General features: G+C 36.7%; 23 protein-coding genes. 3 read left to right on the top strand and 20 right to left on the bottom strand.

Features of this window, described 5'->3' with window-relative positions; all coding sequences use genetic code 11:
- Nucleotides 1-344 precede the first annotated feature (344 nt).
- From PGP85_RS05945 to PGP85_RS05980, 8 genes are all read right to left on the bottom strand, one after another.
- Nucleotides 345-1820, bottom strand: coding sequence for a hypothetical protein (locus PGP85_RS05945; protein ID WP_270326534.1), 1476 nt, complete (start codon nucleotides 1818-1820; stop codon nucleotides 345-347).
- A 201-nt stretch (nucleotides 1821-2021) separates the two neighbouring features.
- The gene (locus PGP85_RS05950) at nucleotides 2022-2504 is read right to left on the bottom strand and encodes a hypothetical protein (protein WP_270326535.1); all 483 of its coding nucleotides are present in this window, start codon (nucleotides 2502-2504) and stop codon (nucleotides 2022-2024) included.
- A 199-nt stretch (nucleotides 2505-2703) separates the two neighbouring features.
- Nucleotides 2704-3033, bottom strand: a complete 330-nt coding sequence (locus PGP85_RS05955; protein ID WP_070702946.1) for a nucleotide pyrophosphohydrolase — start codon at nucleotides 3031-3033, stop codon at nucleotides 2704-2706.
- Nucleotides 3034-3045: 12 nt separating this feature from the next.
- Nucleotides 3046-4710 carry a DNA/RNA helicase domain-containing protein gene (locus PGP85_RS05960; protein ID WP_270326538.1) on the bottom strand — a complete coding sequence of 555 codons (1665 nt, stop codon included), beginning with the start codon at nucleotides 4708-4710 and terminating at the stop codon, nucleotides 3046-3048.
- Nucleotides 4711-5234: 524 nt separating this feature from the next.
- Nucleotides 5235-6182 carry a DUF4767 domain-containing protein gene (locus PGP85_RS05965; RefSeq protein WP_270326540.1) on the bottom strand — a complete coding sequence of 316 codons (948 nt, stop codon included), beginning with the start codon at nucleotides 6180-6182 and terminating at the stop codon, nucleotides 5235-5237.
- A 4-nt stretch (nucleotides 6183-6186) separates the two neighbouring features.
- Nucleotides 6187-6687: a hypothetical protein gene (locus PGP85_RS05970; protein WP_270326541.1), complete on the bottom strand. Its 501-nt coding sequence runs from the start codon at nucleotides 6685-6687 to the stop codon at nucleotides 6187-6189.
- A gap of 12 nt (nucleotides 6688-6699) precedes the next feature.
- Complete coding sequence (locus tag PGP85_RS05975) at nucleotides 6700-7062, bottom strand: zinc-ribbon domain-containing protein (protein WP_270326542.1); 363 nt, start codon at nucleotides 7060-7062, stop codon at nucleotides 6700-6702.
- Nucleotides 7052-7285, bottom strand: a complete 234-nt coding sequence (locus PGP85_RS05980) for a helix-turn-helix transcriptional regulator (protein ID WP_101698822.1) — start codon at nucleotides 7283-7285, stop codon at nucleotides 7052-7054. The genes PGP85_RS05975 and PGP85_RS05980 overlap by 11 nt, the downstream gene beginning before the upstream one ends.
- Nucleotides 7286-7419: 134 nt before the next feature.
- Between PGP85_RS05980 and PGP85_RS05985 the strand changes: the two genes are divergently transcribed.
- Nucleotides 7420-7743 carry a helix-turn-helix domain-containing protein gene (locus PGP85_RS05985; RefSeq protein WP_270326543.1) on the top strand — a complete coding sequence of 108 codons (324 nt, stop codon included), beginning with the start codon at nucleotides 7420-7422 and terminating at the stop codon, nucleotides 7741-7743.
- 14 nt (nucleotides 7744-7757) lie between these two features.
- Here the strand turns inward: PGP85_RS05985 and PGP85_RS05990 are convergent, their stop codons facing one another.
- Both PGP85_RS05990 and PGP85_RS05995 read right to left on the bottom strand, forming a co-directional pair.
- Nucleotides 7758-9230, bottom strand: coding sequence for a TOTE conflict system archaeo-eukaryotic primase domain-containing protein (locus PGP85_RS05990; protein ID WP_270326544.1), 1473 nt, complete (start codon nucleotides 9228-9230; stop codon nucleotides 7758-7760).
- Between the two features lie 79 nt (nucleotides 9231-9309).
- Nucleotides 9310-9600 (bottom strand): helix-turn-helix domain-containing protein, encoded by a 291-nt coding sequence (locus PGP85_RS05995; protein ID WP_172702565.1) that lies wholly within the window; start codon nucleotides 9598-9600, stop codon nucleotides 9310-9312.
- A 183-nt stretch (nucleotides 9601-9783) separates the two neighbouring features.
- Between PGP85_RS05995 and PGP85_RS06000 the strand changes: the two genes are divergently transcribed.
- On the top strand, nucleotides 9784-10386 hold the full coding sequence (locus PGP85_RS06000) for a helix-turn-helix domain-containing protein (RefSeq protein WP_270326548.1): 603 nt from the start codon (nucleotides 9784-9786) through the stop codon (nucleotides 10384-10386).
- Between the two features lie 116 nt (nucleotides 10387-10502).
- A complete protein-coding gene (locus PGP85_RS06005; protein ID WP_270326549.1) occupies nucleotides 10503-11645 on the top strand; it encodes a site-specific integrase in 1143 nt (380 codons plus the stop codon).
- Nucleotides 11646-11739: 94 nt separating this feature from the next.
- On the opposite strand, the gene sufB is transcribed toward PGP85_RS06005, so the two are convergent.
- The 10 genes from sufB to PGP85_RS06055 form a co-directional block, all read right to left on the bottom strand.
- On the bottom strand, nucleotides 11740-13134 hold the full coding sequence (gene sufB, locus PGP85_RS06010; protein WP_010740563.1) for a Fe-S cluster assembly protein SufB: 1395 nt from the start codon (nucleotides 13132-13134) through the stop codon (nucleotides 11740-11742).
- Between the two features lie 210 nt (nucleotides 13135-13344).
- Entirely contained in the window at nucleotides 13345-13818 is a 474-nt protein-coding gene (sufU, locus tag PGP85_RS06015) for a Fe-S cluster assembly sulfur transfer protein SufU (RefSeq protein WP_010740564.1), read from the bottom strand.
- Entirely contained in the window at nucleotides 13805-15040 is a 1236-nt protein-coding gene (locus tag PGP85_RS06020) for a cysteine desulfurase (protein WP_270326550.1), read from the bottom strand. Before PGP85_RS06020 ends, sufU begins: the two co-directional genes overlap by 14 nt.
- Nucleotides 15040-16317 carry a Fe-S cluster assembly protein SufD gene (gene sufD / locus PGP85_RS06025; RefSeq protein ID WP_270326552.1) on the bottom strand — a complete coding sequence of 426 codons (1278 nt, stop codon included), beginning with the start codon at nucleotides 16315-16317 and terminating at the stop codon, nucleotides 15040-15042. The genes PGP85_RS06020 and sufD overlap by 1 nt, the downstream gene beginning before the upstream one ends.
- Before the next feature lie 13 nt (nucleotides 16318-16330).
- The gene (gene sufC / locus PGP85_RS06030) at nucleotides 16331-17101 is read right to left on the bottom strand and encodes a Fe-S cluster assembly ATPase SufC (protein ID WP_010740567.1); all 771 of its coding nucleotides are present in this window, start codon (nucleotides 17099-17101) and stop codon (nucleotides 16331-16333) included.
- Nucleotides 17102-17240: 139 nt separating this feature from the next.
- Nucleotides 17241-17663, bottom strand: a complete 423-nt coding sequence (locus PGP85_RS06035) for a GFA family protein (protein WP_010740568.1) — start codon at nucleotides 17661-17663, stop codon at nucleotides 17241-17243.
- A gap of 168 nt (nucleotides 17664-17831) precedes the next feature.
- Nucleotides 17832-18602 (bottom strand): DeoR/GlpR family DNA-binding transcription regulator, encoded by a 771-nt coding sequence (locus PGP85_RS06040; RefSeq protein ID WP_010740569.1) that lies wholly within the window; start codon nucleotides 18600-18602, stop codon nucleotides 17832-17834.
- Nucleotides 18603-18701: 99 nt separating this feature from the next.
- On the bottom strand, nucleotides 18702-19547 hold the full coding sequence (locus PGP85_RS06045) for a ketose-bisphosphate aldolase (RefSeq protein WP_270326554.1): 846 nt from the start codon (nucleotides 19545-19547) through the stop codon (nucleotides 18702-18704).
- Nucleotides 19547-20944, bottom strand: a complete 1398-nt coding sequence (locus PGP85_RS06050; protein ID WP_270326555.1) for a PTS fructose transporter subunit IIC — start codon at nucleotides 20942-20944, stop codon at nucleotides 19547-19549. Before PGP85_RS06050 ends, PGP85_RS06045 begins: the two co-directional genes overlap by 1 nt.
- Nucleotides 20941-21399 carry a PTS sugar transporter subunit IIA gene (locus PGP85_RS06055; protein ID WP_010740572.1) on the bottom strand — a complete coding sequence of 153 codons (459 nt, stop codon included), beginning with the start codon at nucleotides 21397-21399 and terminating at the stop codon, nucleotides 20941-20943. Before PGP85_RS06055 ends, PGP85_RS06050 begins: the two co-directional genes overlap by 4 nt.
- Between the last annotated feature and the right edge of the window lie 140 nt (nucleotides 21400-21539).

A 21539-nucleotide genomic window follows, 5' to 3' on the forward strand; every position in this document is an offset into this window, starting at 1 on the left:
TCAAAATCTGGTCAATTTTGTATATGTTATTGGGAGCAATACTTAATGTAAAGTCAGTCTGCTAAGATTGACTTTTTTTATTAACTTGAAAATCTTTTCCCATGTAAATTTTTGGCGTAAAATTATTTTCCAATACAGTCAAAGTATTCTGTTAATATATCTGTCTGATAATCCAATACGCCCTTTATTTTCTTTTTCTTGTAGTCTTCATACATTTCTTGTGGGCTACTAAAAATAACTTCATCTTCATCTTCAAAAACAAAACCTTGGCATAAGACAACTCTTAACTTTTTATCAACATTTCTGTAATTAAACTATTTAATATTCTTAAATCAACTTATTCACTAGGATAAAATTATATTCTTAGTTAATAAATTTAACATTTTTTCTTGAGGTAAATTAGTTTCTCTATCAAATTCTTCTTTCAAAGAATTTAGAACATTGATAAAATCTTTGTCTTGCAAAGGAACAATCAAATTTTTATTGTCATCATAATAATCTGAACATCTTTTAAATAAAGCCTTTTCATTATTACAATCTCTAAATACCATGAATCCCATTTTTCCACGATTAGGTGAGAAACGTCCATTTAATTGATCAAGCTCTGGATTAGCAATGTCTTTCGTATAATTTTTACATTCTACAAATATATATCCTGAAGGAATATCCTTCACAGTAGAAAGGTTAAAGAAATAGCCATTTTCAGCAGCATTATCATAAACTAAATCTATGCGTTTTCTTCCATCATGAATTTCTAGCTCTTTTACTGGATTTATGAGGTTGGGATAAAAAAGAAAAGTCATTGTAGCAATTATATGTTCATGAAATCTGTTAGCATCTTTAGCTCCTTTTCCTATTTTACTAAAACCATCAATTAAATTATCGATTATCCGCAAGTAAAAATCGTCACTATAATTATTTATAATTTCTTCATTTGTTAATGAAGCTATTTTCATTTTTGTATTATTCTTAAAGTCATCATAAAACTCTGGATGATCACTGGTAAAATTTCTTAAAAATTCTTTTCTGTAAGCACCATATTTAGAGGCTACATCTTCTTTGTTTATTGTCCTTTTTATATTACCATCTTTCAATTTCTTCTCATTTACTAAACTTGTATTCATCCGAAGTTCTTCACTAACTAAAAAATTCAAAACAAAATGCCTTGCATATTGAGCAGAATCATATACATAGCCTTTTTTTCTGCATACCACAGATTTTGGAACTAACAAAATAGGTTTATCATTAATTACAAGCATATCTTCGTAACTGTTAACCCAATCTCTTTTCTGTATATCCCAGTATTCCCTAGTGGCTATTGACTTGGTGAGCTCTATTCCATGAAGAGTGCATTGATCTTGAGTGTACTGAATTAAATGCTTTCTAATAATATTGGTGGTTAAATCAGAAATTTTATCATGAGATATGTTGTCAACAAATATTTTTATGTCATTAACATGTGAGATAAGCCCGTTATCCATTGCTCCACTTTCAACAATATATTCAAACAGTTTTGTTGCATCATTGTCTCCAAGACTTTTTCCTAGTGTTCCAGATTTTGATAATCCTAAACATGTTTCATTTGGCTCTGAAAATCTAAAATTTCTCCTTGCTTCTTCTATTTTTTTATCTCTAAATAGATTCAACATATATTGGAAAAAGTTTTCAAGAGTTCTATGTGCTGATATAGACCATCTGTCTGTTTTGATTGAAAGGAAGTACGGATCTAAAAATAAAGGCATATCATTTTCAGTATCGATATCTACAAAATCAAGTTCATTTTGCGTTCTCCCTAGTCCATATATTTCACTTATCTTCATAAAACTACCTCTTCTCTAATTATTCTCTATCTAGGTTGATTGCAAAACATATGTTCATATATCAAACACATCCGTAAACTAATCTAGATAGCCCAACTTCTTACTCAATATTAAAATGAAGCCTTCATTCTTGTGATTTCAAAATAAAAAAACTATAACTGTTTTATGAAATAAAAACATTATTTTTTATATAACCGTTAATTAGTTTTGATTAATCATTGCTATTATCGGCTGAACCGCTGGAGCTATCGTAACTATAGCAGCTAGCAATTCTATAGCACTAATCCCTTTTTCTTTTATCACTTTTCCAAATCCTTTCTTCATTATTTTTTTATCTACCGAGCTTAATTCACTAATTTGAGCTTTCATATTTTCTACTAATTTGTCTTGACTTATGTTTTCATCTAATGAAATAACCAATTCAATAAAGTATTCCACTCTAATTTGTAGTAATTTAGAATTGAGTTGCCTCTCTATAAATAGTCCTCTTTGTTCAATATGATTTTCAATTTCAATTTGTAAATTAGGGTCTGGTATATTCATTATTATTTTTTTAGTTTGCTCATCATATTGAGCAAAACTTATTAAATTTAAAAATTGTTCTTTCCAATTATAATTCTGTTCAGGATACACAAGTTCTTTTTTTATTTTGAGATTTCTTACTCTGCTTTGCGTTATCCCCAACTCTTTACTTAAAAGATAATCTGAATCCGCATTGAAATCACCACTTTTTTTCTTTTAAGTTTATTTTGATAGAAAAATTTGAACATTAGTAAATCCATCTCAGATTTTGATGTTAAACCAAAATTTTTTCGATAGTACTTTTCGCATATCTCGTCAAAATACTTTATTTTTTCTTCTTCTGAAAATTCACTATTCATAATTATTCAACACTCCTCTTTTTATTAGTACCTTTACTCTTTTCTATAGTATACTTCTCACCATTCTTCTTAATCTTATTCTTTATAATCTCTTCAACACTCAGACCTAAATCATCAGCTAACATCAAGCAATAAATCATCACGTCAGCAATCTCATCTTTAATATTTTCTAAATCATCAGCTATTGCTTCTTCACTCGACTTCCATTGAAAGTTTTCCAGTAATTCTGAAGCTTCAAGAGAAACTGATAATGCTAGGTCTTTAGCATTATGAAATTGTCTCCAATCTCTGTCATCTCTAAATTGGTTAATTTCTTTTATTAAGTCTTCCATAATGCATTCCTCCTATAAGCCCACTCGTTCTTTAAATAGTTTTTCTACGTTCTTATCTTCAAAATAAACAGCACAACCATCAATCCCCCTTGAAAGTAGTACATAGTAAATATTTAATATATACTCTGTTAATTCAGATAAGTTAAACCCCTCTTTTAGAGGTGTACCGCCAATATCTTTGTAGTTTTCTGGCACCGCCACAATTTTTCCATCTTTGACTGTTAAATCATTACCAACAATAACTCCGGAATAGTTTAGATCATATCCTTGAATAGCATGAATAGAGCCGATTTCTTTATTTGAGTTTGTTTTTTTTACCCAATCTTCATATGTTGAGTTCCATCTTTTTCTAATGCTATCTATGTTCCAATCGTATGGTAATTCTTCAAATTTTTTACCTTTATTTTCTTTTTTCCCAGTATTTGATACCCACTCTCTGCAGTAACCAGCAATCAGTCTATTGGTTGTTTCTGGATAAGCGTGAGAATAATCATCAACATAGTCAATAACTTCTTTAAAAGTGGCTACAATTTTAAAATAGTCATCTTTAAAAACTTTAGAATTAAAACTTTTGTCATTACTTAATTGAAAACCGTATAATATGCCTTTTAAAAAATCTTCTCCTGAGAAATCTCTATCTCCTCCGATTCTAAACTGTTGCATTAAACGAACTTTTTTATAATCACTCGTAAGGCTTCTTATTTCTGCAGGTCTAATATTCTGAGGTTTAATACCTTGATATGGATCATATAACAGAACTAATCCATCTGTTAATTTTTCAAGAATAGTGATCTCATCATCACCTTCATCAAGATGTCTTCTTGCATTCGGATGTCCTTTTCTATAGTATTTTTTCAATTTATGAGCTTCATCTACAATAATAATATCGTATTTTTGCTCATTTTTCTTTGCATCCATTATTAGTTGAGAACCTGTTTTTACTATTAATCTATTGTTCAGACCGATCGACTTAAATATCAAATTAAATTGTTTAGTTAAATTTCCTGTTGTTATCAAACCTATTCTTAAATCAGGATATACTTCAGCTAAGGAAAAAGCTAAGTTTGTAAATAGAACTGACTTACCAGAACCTGCTGGTGCTTCAATTAAATATTTTTTTGTTATGTTTTTTTCAATTTCATTAACTATTTCTTTTTGCTTAAATGATAGCTGTTTAAAAGGAGAGTACTTAAACAGAAGTCTTTCTCTTAACTCTTCAAGATTAGGATTATCTACTAACCCCAGTGTATACAATTCATTATTCCATAATTTATTAAAAACTTCTGTTAATATTTCTTCCTTATTTTTATATACCAACTCAGTTTGTCCATTATTTCCATTAGCTAATACAAATTTTGTCATATCAGATTCAGCAATCATATAGTTCAATATTAATGATTCCAAATCCAGAATGGACGATTTATCAAATAGACTGGAGTATATGACTAAGCAATTTGTATAATCTCTATAATCCACTTTTGGATTGCTTTCAATCAGATGCTCATAGTGTCTTCTAATGAAGCCATTAGTCTCTCCAACATAAATTTTTTTAGTTTTAAGATTATAGTAAACATAGGTGACTGGATTATTCTCTAATACATTAACATGAATTTTTTCCAATTTATTCGATATTTCCCCATTTTTAAATATTAAATTCATGACTCTGTAACTTGACATTTTATTCACTCCAATTGTTAATTTCCTATCTATAATAAATAGTATCATACTAAGCATAAGATATATAATTAATTATTTAAGTGTATTAAATAAAAAAATAGAAGTGACCTATCTCTATATTAAAATATCTCCTAAAGCCCCAATTCATGAGTAGCTTATTCTGCATCTACTCAATCAATTAACAATAAAAACTTATAGATATTAAACATTGTACAAATATTTCATATGAGTATTACAACCTGAAATAATTGTAGGTCTATTTCATCTGCAATAACTGCCACAACTATGTAATACTTTTTAAGGATTTTTAACCAAAAACTATTTTTTGTTTCATTTACATATGAAACACAGAAACCCTAGTATATCAATGTCTATAAAGCCGTGTTTCATTTCGTTTCATGTATCAAAACTTATTAACCTTTTGCAAAAGCCAAAAAAAGAGTACCCCCAGTGAGCCATGTAGCTCATTTAAAGGGTACCCTTAGTACGGTCAAATAATAACGAGGTGGGGTTCTCTATCCTATTCATTCAATTCCTTGTATCATTCTACCAAAGGTATGATTAGCTTGAGTTGGTTGTCCATCAATTAGAGTAAGAGTGTACTCCGTTTCCAGTGGCTCTTTTAAACTTACTGTTATACCTTCTTCCACCTTCTGCTGAACAGATAGGCTAATTGTTTTCAGATGTTCAATTGCTTCTGATATAGCTTGCTTATCATTTGGAATAGACTCATCAACATAATAAGTAATCCTTGTGCCAGTGCCATCATTTTCAGTCGTTAGATAACCTTTATAAGGCAATTGACCATAGTTACTGATAAAGTAGCTGAGTTGCTCATCTTTGGTAAAATTTGATTTAACAGCATCAAAAGTTACACTACTATTCACAATATTATTAAAACCATCTCTAAGCTCTTTGTTCTCTGTTTCTTTAAAGTATAAGTAATTATTCGGATTCCCTTGATTCTGACTAGTTATTAACACTTTGGGTACTCCTGAATTAATAGTAAAAAAGTAAACATGCTTCGATAAATAATCTTGTGCCTCTGCATCCGAATAAACAGCTACTAAAGAATAACCTGATTCTTCTTCACCACTTTCTGACCAGTTTAAAACTATTGGCGTATTACCAATAACCGCCTGCCACTTATTGCTATTCAGAACCGAGTCAGGGAGTTGCAAACCGTATAAATCAACATTATTATTCGGACTGTATTGTTTATACGCCTGATTCATGGTTTGTCCCCAAGTATTCATGAAGTCATTAAGCTTTTTATCCTTATCAGCACTCCATAACATTTCATCAACTAGCTTATCTTCTGTCGAAGAATTACTGACAGAGCTCTCTTTTACAAAACTAAGTCTGTCAGTAGTTTCACTACAGGTAGATGAGTTAGGTTGTTCTTTTTTATTTTGACAGGATGCCATCAAAATAGTGGGTAGTAGAGCTAATAACACCAATGCTTTTTTCATTCTGTTACTCCTTATTAAACTTATCTGGATTTTTATCTATATAATCATTGTAAAGCACAGTTGTCATAGAAACAATCGTTTGCCCTGCTTGAATTTTTTCGATATCCTGCTCCAATATCCCTGTTCTTATTTTATCTACGCCCTCATAAAGAGTTTCATGAGTATCCTTAATCTCTTTAGGTAAAGCACTTGGAGGTTTGATGTCCTTCAATTTTTTCATTTGTTTACCTAAATAGTCTGCTGTATCCTGCATATCTTCATCAGAATAGACATCTGTCTGCTTGATTTTCACATCACTATCAACGACTATGTTCACAACTTCTTTTACGTATTCTTTTTCTGATAGACCATCCGAACTAAATAGCATTGAAAAACAACTCAATAATAGCAAGCCCCCCACTATCAGTATTATTCTTCTATCTTTGGGATGATGATGCGTTTTGAGAAGCTTTCTTATTGCAATTGCGAAAAAAATAAGACCTATTCCACCTAATATTTTTGTCATCTCTTGACCTCCTCAGTATCCAGATGATAAGCCCAGAAGTGTTCCGAGAATACCACCTGCTACTCCTGCAATCATTAAAATAGTCCCATGCTTTTCATCATACTCTCTATACAAATATCCCATAATAACTCCAATAGCACCAAATAACACAGGAATAAATAGGAGTGAGATGGCAACTGAAACCCACCCAGCAATCTTATAAAGATTTCCACTTTGCTTTCCCTTACTAATCTGGGTTTTAACTTCACTGAGCGATTTTTCTATCTTAGGGCTTATTTGTTCTGTGTATAACTCCTTATTTTCCTGAGATGCGCCACAAGATGGGCAAAACTTTGCTGATTCCTCCATTTGACTTCCACAATTTCTACAATACATTTGTTTTTTCCTCCCTATTTACATTAAAAATATCATAAAAGAGCTCATCCATATCAACTTCTAACACTTGCGATAATAGCTTCATTTGGTGAGGTTTAGGTACTGTCCTACCAGTTTCCCATGAACTAATTGACTGCTGAGTGACAGACATTTTCTCAGCTATTTCAATTTGAGAATACCCTTTTGCTTCTCTGTACAAACTAAGTCTTCTTTTCTCTTTCATAATCTTCCTCCTCCTCACAAACATTATATACATCATTTTGTAGTATTTCAACAATTTTATGTGATTAAACACCATTTTTAACAGGAATAAACAACAGTTCGTTGTATAGTATAAGTATCGGAGGGATAGACCAAATGAAACAATATGCTAAAACCATACGAGAAAGCAGAAAAAAACTAGGTTGGACTCAAAAACAACTTGCTCAGAAAATCCATGCCTCTCAGCAAGCTATTGCTCGTTGGGAAAACGAAGTTACTGAACCTAGAACTGAAAATTTACAAGCACTCTCAGAGGCTCTAGGAGTCCCCCTAAGCCATTTTATTGACAGGCAAACAGAGATAGCAGATGACGATTTCAACGCTTTGTATCGCTCCTTATCATCCGAAGATAAGGTTAAAACCTTAGAATATATGATGTTATTAAAGAGGCAAGAAATGGAACGTAATGAGTTCAAATAGAAACACCCCTCCGATTAGGAAGGGTGTTTTTTGTTCTCTATATTAAACTGGTAAATAAACCTATCACCAGTAGTTTCAATTTTAGTTAACTCTTCTTTACTATATAGATCATTCATTACCTTCACTAGATTAAGAGGCTCATCAGAATTGTATGCAATCCCCTTACCCTCAACAATATCCAGTTCTCCTAAAGTCATCTTATAGTAATTAGGAAGCCAATTTCCTCCCTTAAATACTCTGGAAGATATCACTTTAACAAAGCCCATTTTCTCTAGTGATCTGATGTTCTTAGCACTTCTTCCAGTATTACTATCATTGCCCATGTCAGCTAAAGTTGCGTGAGTACAATAAAATACTCCATCACTGCCACTATATTTTTTAGAATGACACAGTAAACTAAAGAGAAGATATCTTAGATTTTTTCTTTGAATAGATAAGATAATATCTAACTCTTGTCTATAGAAAGTAACGTCACTAGACTTCATGCTAAACGAATAATCACCATCATAAACTGTCTCAATTACACGCTGTGTTTCATCTTTCAATTCTCGCAAGTTCCATCTCTGATCTAAGAATTTTCTTGTCTCAGAGTTTTCAAACGTATTTTGGATTACATTGAAGACCATTTGGTATGTAGCCTCTATGTCATTTCCCTGATACTTTAAGATGCGAGATGCGTGAAACGTAAAATAATTTCTACTACTTGGTTCTGACAAGCATCCATCTTCAAGAATTTTTTTTACGTAAGTATAAACACTTTGGTTATTTTGCTCCTTAGCACTGATATTTTTACGATTTACGTTCTTTTTCTTCTCAGTTGTTAACCGATGTTTAGTCATAGCTGAACAATCTTTCAAGACATTTTCTTTGAACTCATTCAAAGACTGGGGTTCTATAGACAAAAAATAATCAATAGGCAATGGTTCTAACGTCCGATTGTCAACATAGTAACAAAATTCTTCTGTTTTCAAATGAATACCCAAAGGTAATTTGACTCCAAGTCCAGTAGTGGGTCTTCTTTCAATGCGATGAATTGTTTCTCCCATCTGGGAAAGGACTTCATAATAGAAGTTTTCAAGTTCTTGTTCTCGAATAAATCCATCAAAATAAAGATCAACATGATATCCCTTTAATCCTGAATACCAAACATGAATGTCTTTCATAGGAATGCCATAATAAGAATGGAGTGTGTCTATCAATTCTATAGTTGTCCACCTTCTATCTCCCTCATCTATAATATCGACATCAAAACACATAAATTTAGTCAAGCCACCAGAACCTAATTTTATTCCTAATGTGTATTCTCCATTTAAATGTTTTCTAACTCTCCATTCGTTTAACTGAACCTTTTTATCAGTAGTTGTCCGAAATACAACATCTTCTCCTTCTCTCACTTGGAAAAGATATTCCTTTCTATAACTAATTAACAGTCTATCCATTTGCTTTACTACTTTATCCTCTATCTGCTTTCTATATTTAGTTTCCATACTTATCCTCCTATAATTTTTAATAGTTTTGTTTTAATTTATCTTACTAGTAATAAATAAAGATACTTGTAAGACATAGTCAACATTGCCTACTAAGCATAAATTCATCTAAATCTGATTTTTTTATACGCTTAGTGCCTTCTATTATTGTTATAGGTAAATCATACTCGTTGATGTATTTAGCTAGAGTATTTCTAGATACTGACAGATAGTCACAAGCATCTTTCATAGTTAAATAACCTGAGAAATGATTGTTAGGATTAGATAAAGTAGCTAACAGACTTTTTAATTCTATAAGCTCTCTATTTAAAACTTCTTGGATTGTTCTCTCAAGCAGACTATCCAGAGTAATTTCTTCTATACTATTCATGGAATGTCCTCCCTTCTATCGTTTGATCATAGTTATCACCGCCTCTCTTAATTGATATACGTAGTATAGCATATACTCACAAAAAAACAACACTCAATTGTGATTTTTTTAAATAAATATTTATTTAGGTATTTACAAAATCACAAATAAGTGATATTATATTTTTAGAAAGAGGTGATGGCTATGGAAGAAAATAGTAACTTGAAGGTTGGATTTGCTCTTAAGCGTATTAGACAGATGAAATCTATTGAAGGAAAAAAATATACTCAAGCGATGATGGCTAAAGACTTAGGAGTCGGACAGTCATATATCGGAGGTCTTGAAAACAACACACGAACTCCATCATTCAAGACTTTGATAAAGATTTCAGATGCTTTGGGTATCAGTCTCCGAAATTTAATTGATCTATGTGAATACCAACGTCTTACAGAACTATATTGCCAACCAAGTAAAGATGGAACGCACGACCTATTATCTTCAGAAGAATTATCCAACATAGGTACACCTGAAGCATTTGCCTTTAGAGATGTTAGTAAATCTTTCGATTACGAAAATCTTAATTTTAAATTAGGAGAATTTTTAGATAATGTTGATGTTAAAAAGAAGATTTATGAAGGAGAAAACGTTCCTTATATAGACTCAACTAATTTATCAGATATCATATCTAAGGGAATTAATAAACAAAAGAACATTTTCTTTAATAATCAAAAATTGACCGATGGACAGATACTAGGTCTTAATCAATATTTAGAAGCAATTACAAATCAGAATAATGGAGGTGTATAAGATGGAGCGATACTAAGCGTAACATCTTAAAATAAACAGAAACAAAATCTTAGATTTACTCCTACTATTGCTCCCAATAGACTATATCTATTGACCGATATCTAGGAGGAAAGAAAATGGCAAAAATATCAAAGTACAAGAAGAATAACGGTCAAGTAGCATGGATGTTCAAAGGACATGTAGCCACTGATCCACGAACTGGAGAAAAAGTAAATACCACACGTAGAGGCTTTAAAACTAGGCAAGATGCAAAAAAATCACTTGATGAACTAGCATACGAGATAAAGTACGGGGTCAAGAAGAAAGCTTCTGATATGACTTTCGAGGACTTGTATGAAGAATGGATAACCCATCAACGATCAAGTGTTAAACCTTCGACAGTAGCTATATCTGTTAGGTTTGCTAAAAATCAAATACTACCTGAGTTTGGTAAGTTGAAGTTAACGGATATTTCTGTCCCATACTGCCAGAAAGTCTTAAGCAAATGGCATGCAAAATATAAGATGTGGGATTCTATTCGAAAACAGACTGGACAGATTTTAGCCTATGGCGTTTCTATGGAATATATTGATAGTAACCCTATGAGAAAAACAATGCGTCCTAAGCATAAAGAGTATGAGGAAAAACGAAAGTTCTATACTAAGGATGAATTGAATACCTTGCTAAATGCATTCAAGGACTTTGGAAACACTAAGCAATATGCTTTCTTCAGATTACTAGCATATACTGGGATGAGAAAAAGCGAAGTTCTTGCATTACAGTGGAAAGATATTGATATGTTTAATAAAGAACTGTATGTTAACAAAACAGTTGCGATTGATGAACATAAGAATATCATAATCCAAACGCCTAAAACCAAAGCCTCAAGAAGAACGATTTCTCTTGATAAAGGGACTTTAGCAATCTTAAACGACTGGAAGATGCAACAAAGAGCTGAATATCTTAAACTAGGCTATAATACGAGCTCAGAAGAGCAATATGTTTTTACAACACTTAAAAACACTCTATACATTCCAAATACTGTGAATGATTGGTTAAGATATATTTTGAAAAAGTATAACTTACCTCGTATTACGCCTCATGGGTTCAGACATACCCATGCTAGTTTGTTATTAGAAGCTGGAGAATCTGTTAAGGTAGTTCAACAACGATTAGGGCATGAAAATAGTAAAGTAACATTAGACATCTATGCACACATTACAAACAACGCACCTAAGAAAACTGGTCAAGAGTTTGCTGATATGATGGCTCATCAGTAAAAAAGCTGGTCAAAAGCTGGTCATTTCTACTATCAAGGCAAAATAAAAAAGCTAGAATCCTTATATATCAAGGGTTCTAGCTCCTATAACAGGTTTATCCAACACTGCCTTCCATCTCATACTGAATCAGACGGTTCAATTCCACAGCGTATTCCATTGGTAATTCCTTCGTAAATGGTTCCACAAATCCCATAACGATCATCTCAGTCGCTTCTTGTTCGGAGATACCGCGACTCATTAGATAGTAGAGTTGTTCTTCAGAGATTTTTGAAACTTTCGCTTCGTGCTCTAAAGAAACATTCCCATTCAAAATTTCGTTGTACGGGATCGTATCTGAACTTGATTGATCATCCATGATGATCGTGTCGCACTCGATGTGGCTGAATGATCCGGCACTGTTCCGTCCGAAGCGTACAGTACCGCGGTAGTCTACCGCGCCGCCATCTTTAGCGATGGATTTTGAAACGATCGAGCTGGATGTGTTTGGTGCGTTATGAATCATACGGGCACCGTTATCTAGCACGATGTTTTTGCCGGCTACAGCGATCGATAGCATTGTACCGCGTGCGCCTTTGCCTTCCATGTAAACACTTGGGTATTTCATGGTTACTTTTGAACCTAAGTTTCCGTCGACCCATTCCATTGTCGCGTTTTCTTGGGCTTGCCCACGTTTCGTTTCCAAACTGTAAACGTTGTTTGACCAGTTTTGAATCGTGGTGTAACGGCAATAGCCGTCTTTTTTAACGAAAACTTCTACGACTGCGGCATGCAAACTATCAGAAGAATACGTTGGAGCTGTACAGCCTTCTACATAGTTGATACTTGCGCCTTCGTCTACGATGATCAACGTACGTTCGAATTGTCCCGTATTCGCTGAGTTGATTCGGAAGTAAGACTGGATCGGAATTTCCGTTTGTACACCTTTTGGTACATAGATGAAGGTTCCGCCTGACCAAGCAGCTGAATTCAGTGCTGCCAATTTGTTATCTGATGGTGGCACCAATGTTCCAAAGTATTCTTTAAATAATTCAGGATATTCTTTCAACGCTGAGTCGGTATCAGTAAAGACGATTCCTAGTTTGGTAAACTCGTCTTTCATGTTGTGGTACACCACTTCTGATTCGTATTGGGCAGAAGCACCGGCTAAGTAAGCCCGTTCTGCTTCGGGAATTCCTAAGCGTTCAAAAGTCGTTTTGATTTCTTCTGGTACATCCTCCCAATCGCGGGCTGGTTTGTCGCTTGAACGGATGAAGTAGTTGATTTTATCGTAATCCAGTTCGGCCAAATCTGGTCCGTAACCGGGCATGTCTAATTTTCTGAATGTTTCTAGGGACTTCAAACGGAAATCCAACATCCATTCTGGTTCTCCTTTTGCGCGGGAGATTTCGCGAATGACTTCTTCCGATAGACCTTCGCCAGTCGTAAAGACGGGTTCGATGTCATCGTGGAAGCCAAATTGATATTCCTCTTGCATTTCAGGTACACTCATGTAATCCCGCTCCTTATTCGTCTTAATGTATTCATTTTTCAAGAGTGAAAAATGAGTCTGATTCTCATGCCGTATATCATTCTACTAAATCTGCTAAAGCAGAAAGTAGAACTGACATCCTTAATCATACTAATGTATTTATTTTTCTTTTCAGAAAAATATTTTGATGTTCATGCCGTATGCAATCAGTAAAATTCGCAACGGACATTTTTAATCTTTATGATACTGTCCCTCGCGTGCTTTGCCTTGTTCGTTGGTCAAGGCTTTGCCTAATGCTTTCCATGCTAATGTGGAGCATTTGATGCGAGCTGGGAATTTTGCGACACCGCTGAGCATCGCCGCGTCTCCCAAGGCTTCTTCATCTTTTTCAGGGATCTCATTACCTTGCACCATTTGGGCAAAAATCACTGCTAAATGTTCTGCTTCAGAGACTGGCTTGCCGACGACAGCGTCCGTCATCATGGATGCACTCGCTGTTGAGATCGAACAGCCGCTGCCGGAAAACGCGATATCTGTGATTATGTCGTCTTTGACGATCAATTCAAGTTCGATCACGTCGCCACAGGTCGGATTGTTCATCTCGATCGTTTGCGTGGAATCACTCAACTTGCCCCGATGATGCGGATGAGAGGAATGATCCAAGATCACTTGCCGATATAAATTGTCTAATTTAGATAGCGCCATCTTTGAAAAACTCCTTCGTCGCCTGAATTGCTTCGATCAAACGGTCCGCGTCTTCTTTCGTATTATAGAAATAGAAGCTGGCCCGCGCCGTCGCTGGCAGATTCAAATAATTCATTAATGGTTGTGCACAATGATGTCCTGCTCGCACAGCGACACCTTCCATATCTAAAGCGGTCGCCACATCATGCGGATGGATCGCATCCAGATTAAAGGCAATTACGCCGGTATGATGTTCAGGATCTTGTGGTCCGTAAGTGGTGATCCCGCCGATTTCATGTAATTTCGGTAAGACGTAAGCAACTAATTCTTGTTCGTAACGGTGGATGTTCTCCATGCCGATCTCGTTCAAGTAATCGATCGCGCCGCCCAAAGCAATCGCACCTGCGATGTTTGGTGTGCCAGCTTCGAATTTCCATGGCAATTCTTTCCATGTACTATCGTAGAGATTCACGAAATCGATCATCTCGCCGCCGAATTCGACTGGTTCCATCTGCTCTAGCCATTTACGTTTTCCATATAATACACCGATTCCTGTTGGTCCGCACATCTTATGCCCGCTAAAGGCGAAGAAGTCCGCATCCAACGCTTGGACATCGACCACCATATGCGGTGCTGCTTGTGCACCATCCACGATCATTACCGCATCATTGGCATGAGCCATTTCCGCGAATTCTTTTATCGGATTGATAACCCCAAGGACATTAGAGACATACGCCAATGAGACGATCGCTGTTTTTTCGTTGATGATCTCTTTTGCGGCAGTCATATCAATGAAGCCTTCATCCGTTAATGGCAAATAACGCAGTGTTGCACCTTTACGCTCGGCAAGCTGCTGCCACGGAATGATATTGGAATGATGCTCCATATAAGAAATCACAATCTCGTCGCCTTCCTTAATAAAAGCATCGCCATAGCTGCGGGCTAACCAGTTCAACCCAGTTGTTGTTCCGCGAGTAAACAGAACTTCAGCCGTTTCTTTGGCATTGATGAATACACGGACTTTTTCGCGACTATTTTCATAATCTTCGGTCGCCCGTTCAGCCAACGTATGCACACCGCGATGAACGTTGGCATTATCGTTTTCATAGTAATGGCGCAGCACGTCCAAGACTTGCGTCGGTTTTTGTGTTGTCGCCGCATTATCTAAATAAACAAGTGGTTCATCATTTACTTCTTGGAAAAGAATCGGAAAATCTTTTCTAATAGTAGAAAAATCCCTCATTATTTACTCAACTTCCCTTCGATCGTTGCGATCAATTGCTCTTGGGTGGCTTTGACTGGAATTGCCGTAATCACTGGCCCTAAGAATCCGCGGATAACCAAACGTTCAGCAGCCGCTCTTTCTAACCCGCGACTCATCAAGTAGAAGAGTTCATCAGGATCGACCCGGCCAACACTGGCCGCGTGTCCGGCAGTTACTTCGTTTTCATCGATCAATAGAATCGGATTGGCATCTCCGCGCGATTTTTCAGACAGCATCAATACACGACTTTCTTGTTGTGCATCGGCCCCCTTCGCTCCTTTTAAGATATGCCCGATTCCGTTGAAGGTCAAGGTTGATTTTTCAAGAATAACACCATGCTGCAAAATGTGTCCGATCGTATGAGGGGCTTTATTGGTTACCCGGGTATCGATTCCTTGAATTTGTTTGCCATCGCTGATCGCCACGATCTTCACTTCTGAATGCGAGCCTTCGCCAACTAAGTCAGAATCAAAATCTGCGATCACATTACCGTCGTTCATGATACCGATCGCCCAATCAATCATGGAGTCACGCATCAAGTAGCCGCGGCGGTTCATGTAAGTCGCGATGTTCGCACCTAATGAATCGACCGCTGAGAATTTCACGCGAGCACCTGGTTTGGTGATCACTTCGACAACCACGTTACCAGAAAGTTTCTTCGCCGCATCGCCGTGTGATTCAAAGCGTTCCAAGTATGAAAATTCACTATTATCCTCCGCCACGATCAAGACGTGTTTGAAGAAATGTGCATCGTCATCGCCATTATGCAAGAACAGACTTTCAAGCGGTTCTTCGATCACGACATTTTTTGGTACATATAAGAAGACCCCGTTGTTCATGAAGGCCGCATGCAGTGCCGTCAATGAATTTTCTTCAACTGGTACGGCTTTTTGCATGTAATATTCTTTGACTAGTTCAGGATGTTCTTGCATCGCTGTGACTAAGTCTGTGAAGATCACGCCTTGGTCAGCTAGTTTTGGTGAAATTTGTTCGAACACCGTTGTTTCACCAGCTTGCACAACCATCGGATTGTCTTTCATTTGATCAAAGCTGGGAATCGTTCCCACTGCTTCTTGATGTTCAGGTTTTACATTATAGAGATTCCAACGAGCAAATTTTACTTTTTCAATCACTGGTAACGGCAGCTCGTCGATCTTGTTTAGCGCATTAATACGCAAATCAGTCATCCATTGAGGTTCGGCCCATTCGGCTGAGTAAGCTTTGACGGCCTCAAGATATTCTGTCCATTTTTTCATCTATCTTGCCCTCCTAAACTTCTTCTTTGTAATCGATACCTAATTCAGCAGAAATCCCTGCGTAGCCTTCAGCTTCTAAACGTTTCGCTAGTTCTGCGTCACCAGTCAAGACTACACGACCATCCATCATAATATGCACCACATCTGGAACGATGTAGTTCAATAGACGTTGGTAGTGAGTGATGATCAAGGCACCGAAGCCTTCGCCGCGCATTTCATTGATCCCTTTTGCTACGACTTTCAACGCGTCGATATCTAAACCTGAGTCGATTTCATCTAAGATCGCGAAAGTTGGTTCGATCATTAATAATTGCAGGATTTCATTGCGTTTCTTTTCCCCGCCTGAGAAGCCTTCATTCAAATAGCGTTCAGCCATTTCTTCCGGCATGTTCAATAGATCCATTTTCTTATCTAATTTTTTCAAGAATTGCATCACAGAAATTTTTTCATCTTCTTCACGACGAGCGTTGATTGCCGCGCGCATGAATTCTGCATTACTGATCCCTGGAATTTCACTTGGATATTGCATCGCTAGGAACAAGCCTAGACGTGCACGTTCGTCGACTTCCAAGTCTAAAATATTTTTACCATCAAAAAGAACTTCGCCTTTAGTGACTTCATAGTTTGGGTTGCCCATGATCGCTGCGGACAAGGTGGATTTACCTGTACCGTTTGGCCCCATGATGGCATGGATTTCTCCCGTCTTCATTACTAAATTGACGCCCTTTAGGATTTCTTTATCTTCAATGGCAACGTGTAAGTCTTTAACTTCTAAAACTGACATGAAAGTACCTCCAAATATTTTTTCTCGTTCTCACATATTTTAATCTAAATGAGAATGGAATACAAACCGATTCACCGAATTTCTTCTAAGAAACAACCCTTTATTTAGAATAATTATAAATTTGTTCGGTCGTACCGCCTTACTCTGAATCATTAAAAAGTTTTTGTAAAAAGGCTTCTTCCGTTAATTTTTCCGTCGCTTCCTGATAATGGAAGAACGCCGGCTTCTGATCATAAAATATTTCTCCTACTAATTTTGCTTGGTCGATCTCATCAAACAAGCCCGCAGGAAAATAATATTCATCATCCGCCAAGCTATGATAGAACAAACTGCTGCCGCAGGTCTTGCATGAACCACGCTCCGCCCATTCAGAAGACATGAAGCGTTGAATTTGTTCTTCTCCGCGCAAAGAGAAATCTTTTGGTAAAACACCCGCTAATGACAAAAATGGCCCGCCGAAAAACTTTTGACACATATGGCAATGACAGACGGTAATTTCTTCTGCTATCTGAGGAATATTAATTTTTACCGCTCCGCATAAACAGCTTCCTTTTACTTTCATATAAAAACTTCCTTCCTATATAATGACGTTTTTTGGGAAAACATTACGTTCGTTCAGTCTATTTTCTACTCTTCTAGTTTAGCAATAAAACTATTCTTAGGATATTTGTTTTTCAAATAGACAAAAAAAACGTTGAAAGGAACGACCCCTCCAACGTCGCAGATAGCTTCAATACAAACATTTGATATGATGATGATTTAACTTAGCCATTTTTTCAGCTGACACAGGATTTTCGGTGATCAGGTAATCGATCTCGTGACAAGCAATGGCCTGATACATGTATTTATGATCCAGCTTATCTTCCGTAGCCAATACGACTAAATGATTGGCTTGTCTGCGAAAGGCTTTTTTGATCAACGCTTCGCCTTCATGTGTCTCGGTAACACCATGATTGAAGTCCAATCCGCGACAGCCGATAAACGCAATATCCGCATTATAGGTTAGGATATCGTTATAGGCCTTTGAGCCATTGATCGTTGCTCGTTTTGGAACGATCGAACCGCCTAATATCGAGACATGAGCTGTAGTAAACTCACTCAACATCGCCGCTGTGAGGACGCCATTCGTAATCACTTGTAACCCATCAAATTTGCTTAAATTCTTGATCAGGTGCAAACTCGTTGTACTGGAATCTAAAAAGATAACCATATCGTCCTTTACTAACGTTTCGGCGACGTCAGCAATATATTGTTTATTGTCCTCTTCATTCAAACGAGTGACTTTCATCAAGTATGGTACATCAATCTTTTTATTATCAATGATCATTGCGCCGCCGCGCGTTCTCCGAATCAGTCCATTTTCCTCAAGCAAAACCAAATCTCTTTTGACTGTGGCTTCACTATAATTAACCAGATCAATCAAATCCGCGACAGTCGCAAACTGATTGACCTTTAAATAATTGACAATCTGCTGTTGCCGATCTTCAATCGCACTTAGCATCTCTTCCCCTACTTTCCTCTGCATTTTATCTAATTATAACTTTTCTAAAGGAAAAGAAGACAGCCCTTCCAAAGAATTTGAAAGTTCTGCCTTTTTTCATTAATATAACTCAGCTTTTCCGATCGTATTTAGCACACTCAACTTATGTCTGACAACCTCTTTTACCTTGTTGTTAGCCTCTGGAAAAACATCTCCCGGCTCATACATTTCGGGATTTTTATTTAGAATATCACGTAGAGCATCAAAGAACACACTCTTGAGGTCGGAGCTCAAATTGACCTTTGCAACCCCGTATTTAACTGCTTCGCTCACTTCAGAATCTGGATTTCCCGAACCGCCATGTAATACAAATGGGATGTCGAGCCGCTCATTCAATTCTTTCAGTAATTCGATATTTAATTTTGGCGTCATATCTTTAGGATACAGTCCATGAGCTGTCCCAATCGCTACAGCAAGTGTATCGATACCTGTTTCCTTCACAAATTCTTCTGCTTGGTTTGGATCGGTGTAAATGATATTGGCTGAACCATTGTTTCCGATTGTGCCTAACTCAGCTTCAACGGACACATTCACGTCATGAGCTAACGTAACGACTTCTTTGGTCAGCTTCATATTATCCTCATAACTCTGTGTCGAAGCATCGATCATTACAGAAGTATAACCATTACGAATCGCTCGCATCACATCTTTCACCGAACCGCCATGATCCATATGAATCACGACAGGAACTTTGCTATTGTGGGCATATTCCTTGGCCGCCGCCACGAATTCGTCATTTAAATACGCGATCTCATCAGGATGTATTTCTAAAATCACCGGAGCGTTTTGTGTTTCAACTTCTTCCATAATGGCTTTCATCATATCGTAACTGCAAATGTTGAAGGCTGGTACGGCAAATTTGTTTTCTTTAGCGACTTTCAATAAATCCTTCATTGTATATAACATTATGCTTCCACCTCATTGATCATTTTTTTATCTTCAACAGTAATCGGTTTTTTTAACAACCCAACTGCTATTGCTGTAACTAACGTACCTGCGACGATCGCTAAGAGATACATCGGCAAGTTGTTCATAACATTTGGAATGAGCATCACCCAGATACCGCCATGAGGAGCCATGGAAGTAACGCCCGCTGCCATTGATATTCCCGCTGCGGTAGCCGAGCCAAGCATCAAACTAGGAATCACTCGAATCGGGTCTGCCACTGCAAACGGAATGGCCCCTTCAGTAATGTAGGAAGCCCCTAAGATCCAACAAGATTGTCCTGATGTTCGTTCTTCTTTAGTAAATTTATTTTTAAATAGAAGCGTTGCTAAGGCCAAGCCCAATGGCGGCGTCATTCCTGCCGCCATACAAGCAGCAATTGGTGCATTGACACCCGCAGACATTAAACCGATTGAAAAAGTCGAAATCGATTTGTTTATCGGTCCGCCCATATCAGCGGCCATCATAATACCGATCAATAATCCAAACATCAGCCCAGAAGTATTCCCCAAGCCGTTCAACCAGCCAGTCAGCGCATCCAATACCCAAGCAATCGGCTTATCTATTAAGAAAACCATCGCTAGCCCAATGATTAAAATGGAAACCAATGGAACGACGATCAATTGATAAATTGCTGCAAGTTGCTGCTTAACATTGATTTTATTGGCTAAAATATCAGTCAAATATCCTGCTAACAGTCCCCCGATCATCCCGCCTAAGAAACCTGAACCACCATTCGCTGCCAACAGTCCGGCAACGATTCCTGGAGCAAAACCGGCTTTTCCGGCAATCGAACTAGCAATCCCTGCACCTAATGCTGGTACCATCATTGCAAAAGCAGTTCCGCCGCCAATCGTTGATAGAGCTCCCGCAAGCGCATTGTAATCATCTGATTTGGGATCAGATGCTGTTATTCCGAAGGCAAAACTTAAAGCGATAATAATCCCGCCTGCGATAACAAATGGCAGCATATAATTGACGCCGTTCATAAAATGATTGTAGATGCCGCTTTTACGTTCCTGTGAATCATTTTTCTTATCTGCTGAAATTTCAATTGTACCTACATTTGCCAGAGTTTCTTCAATTACCTTCTCCGGTTCTTTAATCGCTCTACTAGTCGAAACACGTTTAATCTTCCGACCAGCAAAGCGGCTGGTATCAATATCCTTATCGACAGCTAGAATGATCGCATCCGCCGACTTGATTTCTTCAGCCGTTAATACATTTTCCGTTCTTGCGCCTTGGGTCTCGAACTTGGCTTCATAACCTAAATCTCTGGCCGTTACCTCCAGCTTTTCAGCAGACATATACGTATGGGCGATCCCAGTGGGACAGGCGGTGATTCCGATTATTTTCATGATGATTCCTCCTTGCTTATGATTTCCAATACTTCTATCGCATTGTCAGCTTCTTTCAACTGACTTCTAAACGTCTGATTCATTAATCTTCGTGACAAATTACTCAATATTTCCAAATGGATATTTGAAGTCTTTTTAGGTACTAAAATTGCAAAAACCCATTCAATCATTTGACCGTCTATTCCGACATAATCGGAAATTTTACCTGTGCGTACGAAACAAATGGTCGGTTGTAAAACAGCTTTGCTTTGTGCATGAGGGATTCCAAAACCATCCTCTATTCCGGTTGAAGTCTCCGCTTCTCTTTGATATAAATCTTTGATTACTTTCTTTGCTTTCGTTACCCGTTGCTTTTCTTCAAGTAATTGACCAAGTGTTTCAAACAGTGCCTCTTTTGAACGTATTGACTCATCAAATATAACTAAATCGTTCATCATTAAATCAATTAGCTTCACTCTAAAAACCTACTTTCACAACTAGGATAGCGCTTTCCTGTTTATGGTGATACTATAGCATCGCTATCCAAACCGTTCAATATTTTGACTGATTTTCGGTTTAAAACTCTTTTATCACTAAAAAAGTTCACTAATCATGA

Source organism: Enterococcus malodoratus (assembly GCF_027659535.1).
Classification (GTDB): Bacteria; Bacillota; Bacilli; order Lactobacillales; family Enterococcaceae; genus Enterococcus_A; species Enterococcus_A malodoratus.

Bases quoted from the DNA above. Each gene is read 5' to 3' on its own strand.
- PGP85_RS05945 (WP_270326534.1), bottom strand. From the start codon at position 1,820: ATGAAGATAAGTGAAATATATGGACTAGGGAGAACGCAAAATGAACTT.
- PGP85_RS05955 (WP_070702946.1), bottom strand. From the start codon at position 3,033: ATGGAAGACTTAATAAAAGAAATTAACCAATTTAGAGATGACAGAGAT.
- PGP85_RS05960 (WP_270326538.1), bottom strand. From the start codon at position 4,710: ATGTCAAGTTACAGAGTCATGAATTTAATATTTAAAAATGGGGAAATA.
- PGP85_RS05965 (WP_270326540.1), bottom strand. From the start codon at position 6,182: ATGAAAAAAGCATTGGTGTTATTAGCTCTACTACCCACTATTTTGATG.
- PGP85_RS05970 (WP_270326541.1), bottom strand. From the start codon at position 6,687: ATGACAAAAATATTAGGTGGAATAGGTCTTATTTTTTTCGCAATTGCA.
- PGP85_RS05975 (WP_270326542.1), bottom strand. From the start codon at position 7,062: ATGTATTGTAGAAATTGTGGAAGTCAAATGGAGGAATCAGCAAAGTTT.
- PGP85_RS05980 (WP_101698822.1), bottom strand. From the start codon at position 7,285: ATGAAAGAGAAAAGAAGACTTAGTTTGTACAGAGAAGCAAAAGGGTAT.
- PGP85_RS05985 (WP_270326543.1), top strand. From the start codon at position 7,420: ATGAAACAATATGCTAAAACCATACGAGAAAGCAGAAAAAAACTAGGT.
- PGP85_RS05990 (WP_270326544.1), bottom strand. From the start codon at position 9,230: ATGGAAACTAAATATAGAAAGCAGATAGAGGATAAAGTAGTAAAGCAA.
- PGP85_RS05995 (WP_172702565.1), bottom strand. From the start codon at position 9,600: ATGAATAGTATAGAAGAAATTACTCTGGATAGTCTGCTTGAGAGAACA.
- PGP85_RS06000 (WP_270326548.1), top strand. From the start codon at position 9,784: ATGGAAGAAAATAGTAACTTGAAGGTTGGATTTGCTCTTAAGCGTATT.
- PGP85_RS06005 (WP_270326549.1), top strand. From the start codon at position 10,503: ATGGCAAAAATATCAAAGTACAAGAAGAATAACGGTCAAGTAGCATGG.
- sufB (WP_010740563.1), bottom strand. From the start codon at position 13,134: ATGAGTGTACCTGAAATGCAAGAGGAATATCAATTTGGCTTCCACGAT.
- sufU (WP_010740564.1), bottom strand. From the start codon at position 13,818: ATGGCGCTATCTAAATTAGACAATTTATATCGGCAAGTGATCTTGGAT.
- PGP85_RS06020 (WP_270326550.1), bottom strand. From the start codon at position 15,040: ATGAGGGATTTTTCTACTATTAGAAAAGATTTTCCGATTCTTTTCCAA.
- sufD (WP_270326552.1), bottom strand. From the start codon at position 16,317: ATGAAAAAATGGACAGAATATCTTGAGGCCGTCAAAGCTTACTCAGCC.
- sufC (WP_010740567.1), bottom strand. From the start codon at position 17,101: ATGTCAGTTTTAGAAGTTAAAGACTTACACGTTGCCATTGAAGATAAA.
- PGP85_RS06035 (WP_010740568.1), bottom strand. From the start codon at position 17,663: ATGAAAGTAAAAGGAAGCTGTTTATGCGGAGCGGTAAAAATTAATATT.
- PGP85_RS06040 (WP_010740569.1), bottom strand. From the start codon at position 18,602: ATGCTAAGTGCGATTGAAGATCGGCAACAGCAGATTGTCAATTATTTA.
- PGP85_RS06045 (WP_270326554.1), bottom strand. From the start codon at position 19,547: ATGTTATATACAATGAAGGATTTATTGAAAGTCGCTAAAGAAAACAAA.
- PGP85_RS06050 (WP_270326555.1), bottom strand. From the start codon at position 20,944: ATGAAAATAATCGGAATCACCGCCTGTCCCACTGGGATCGCCCATACG.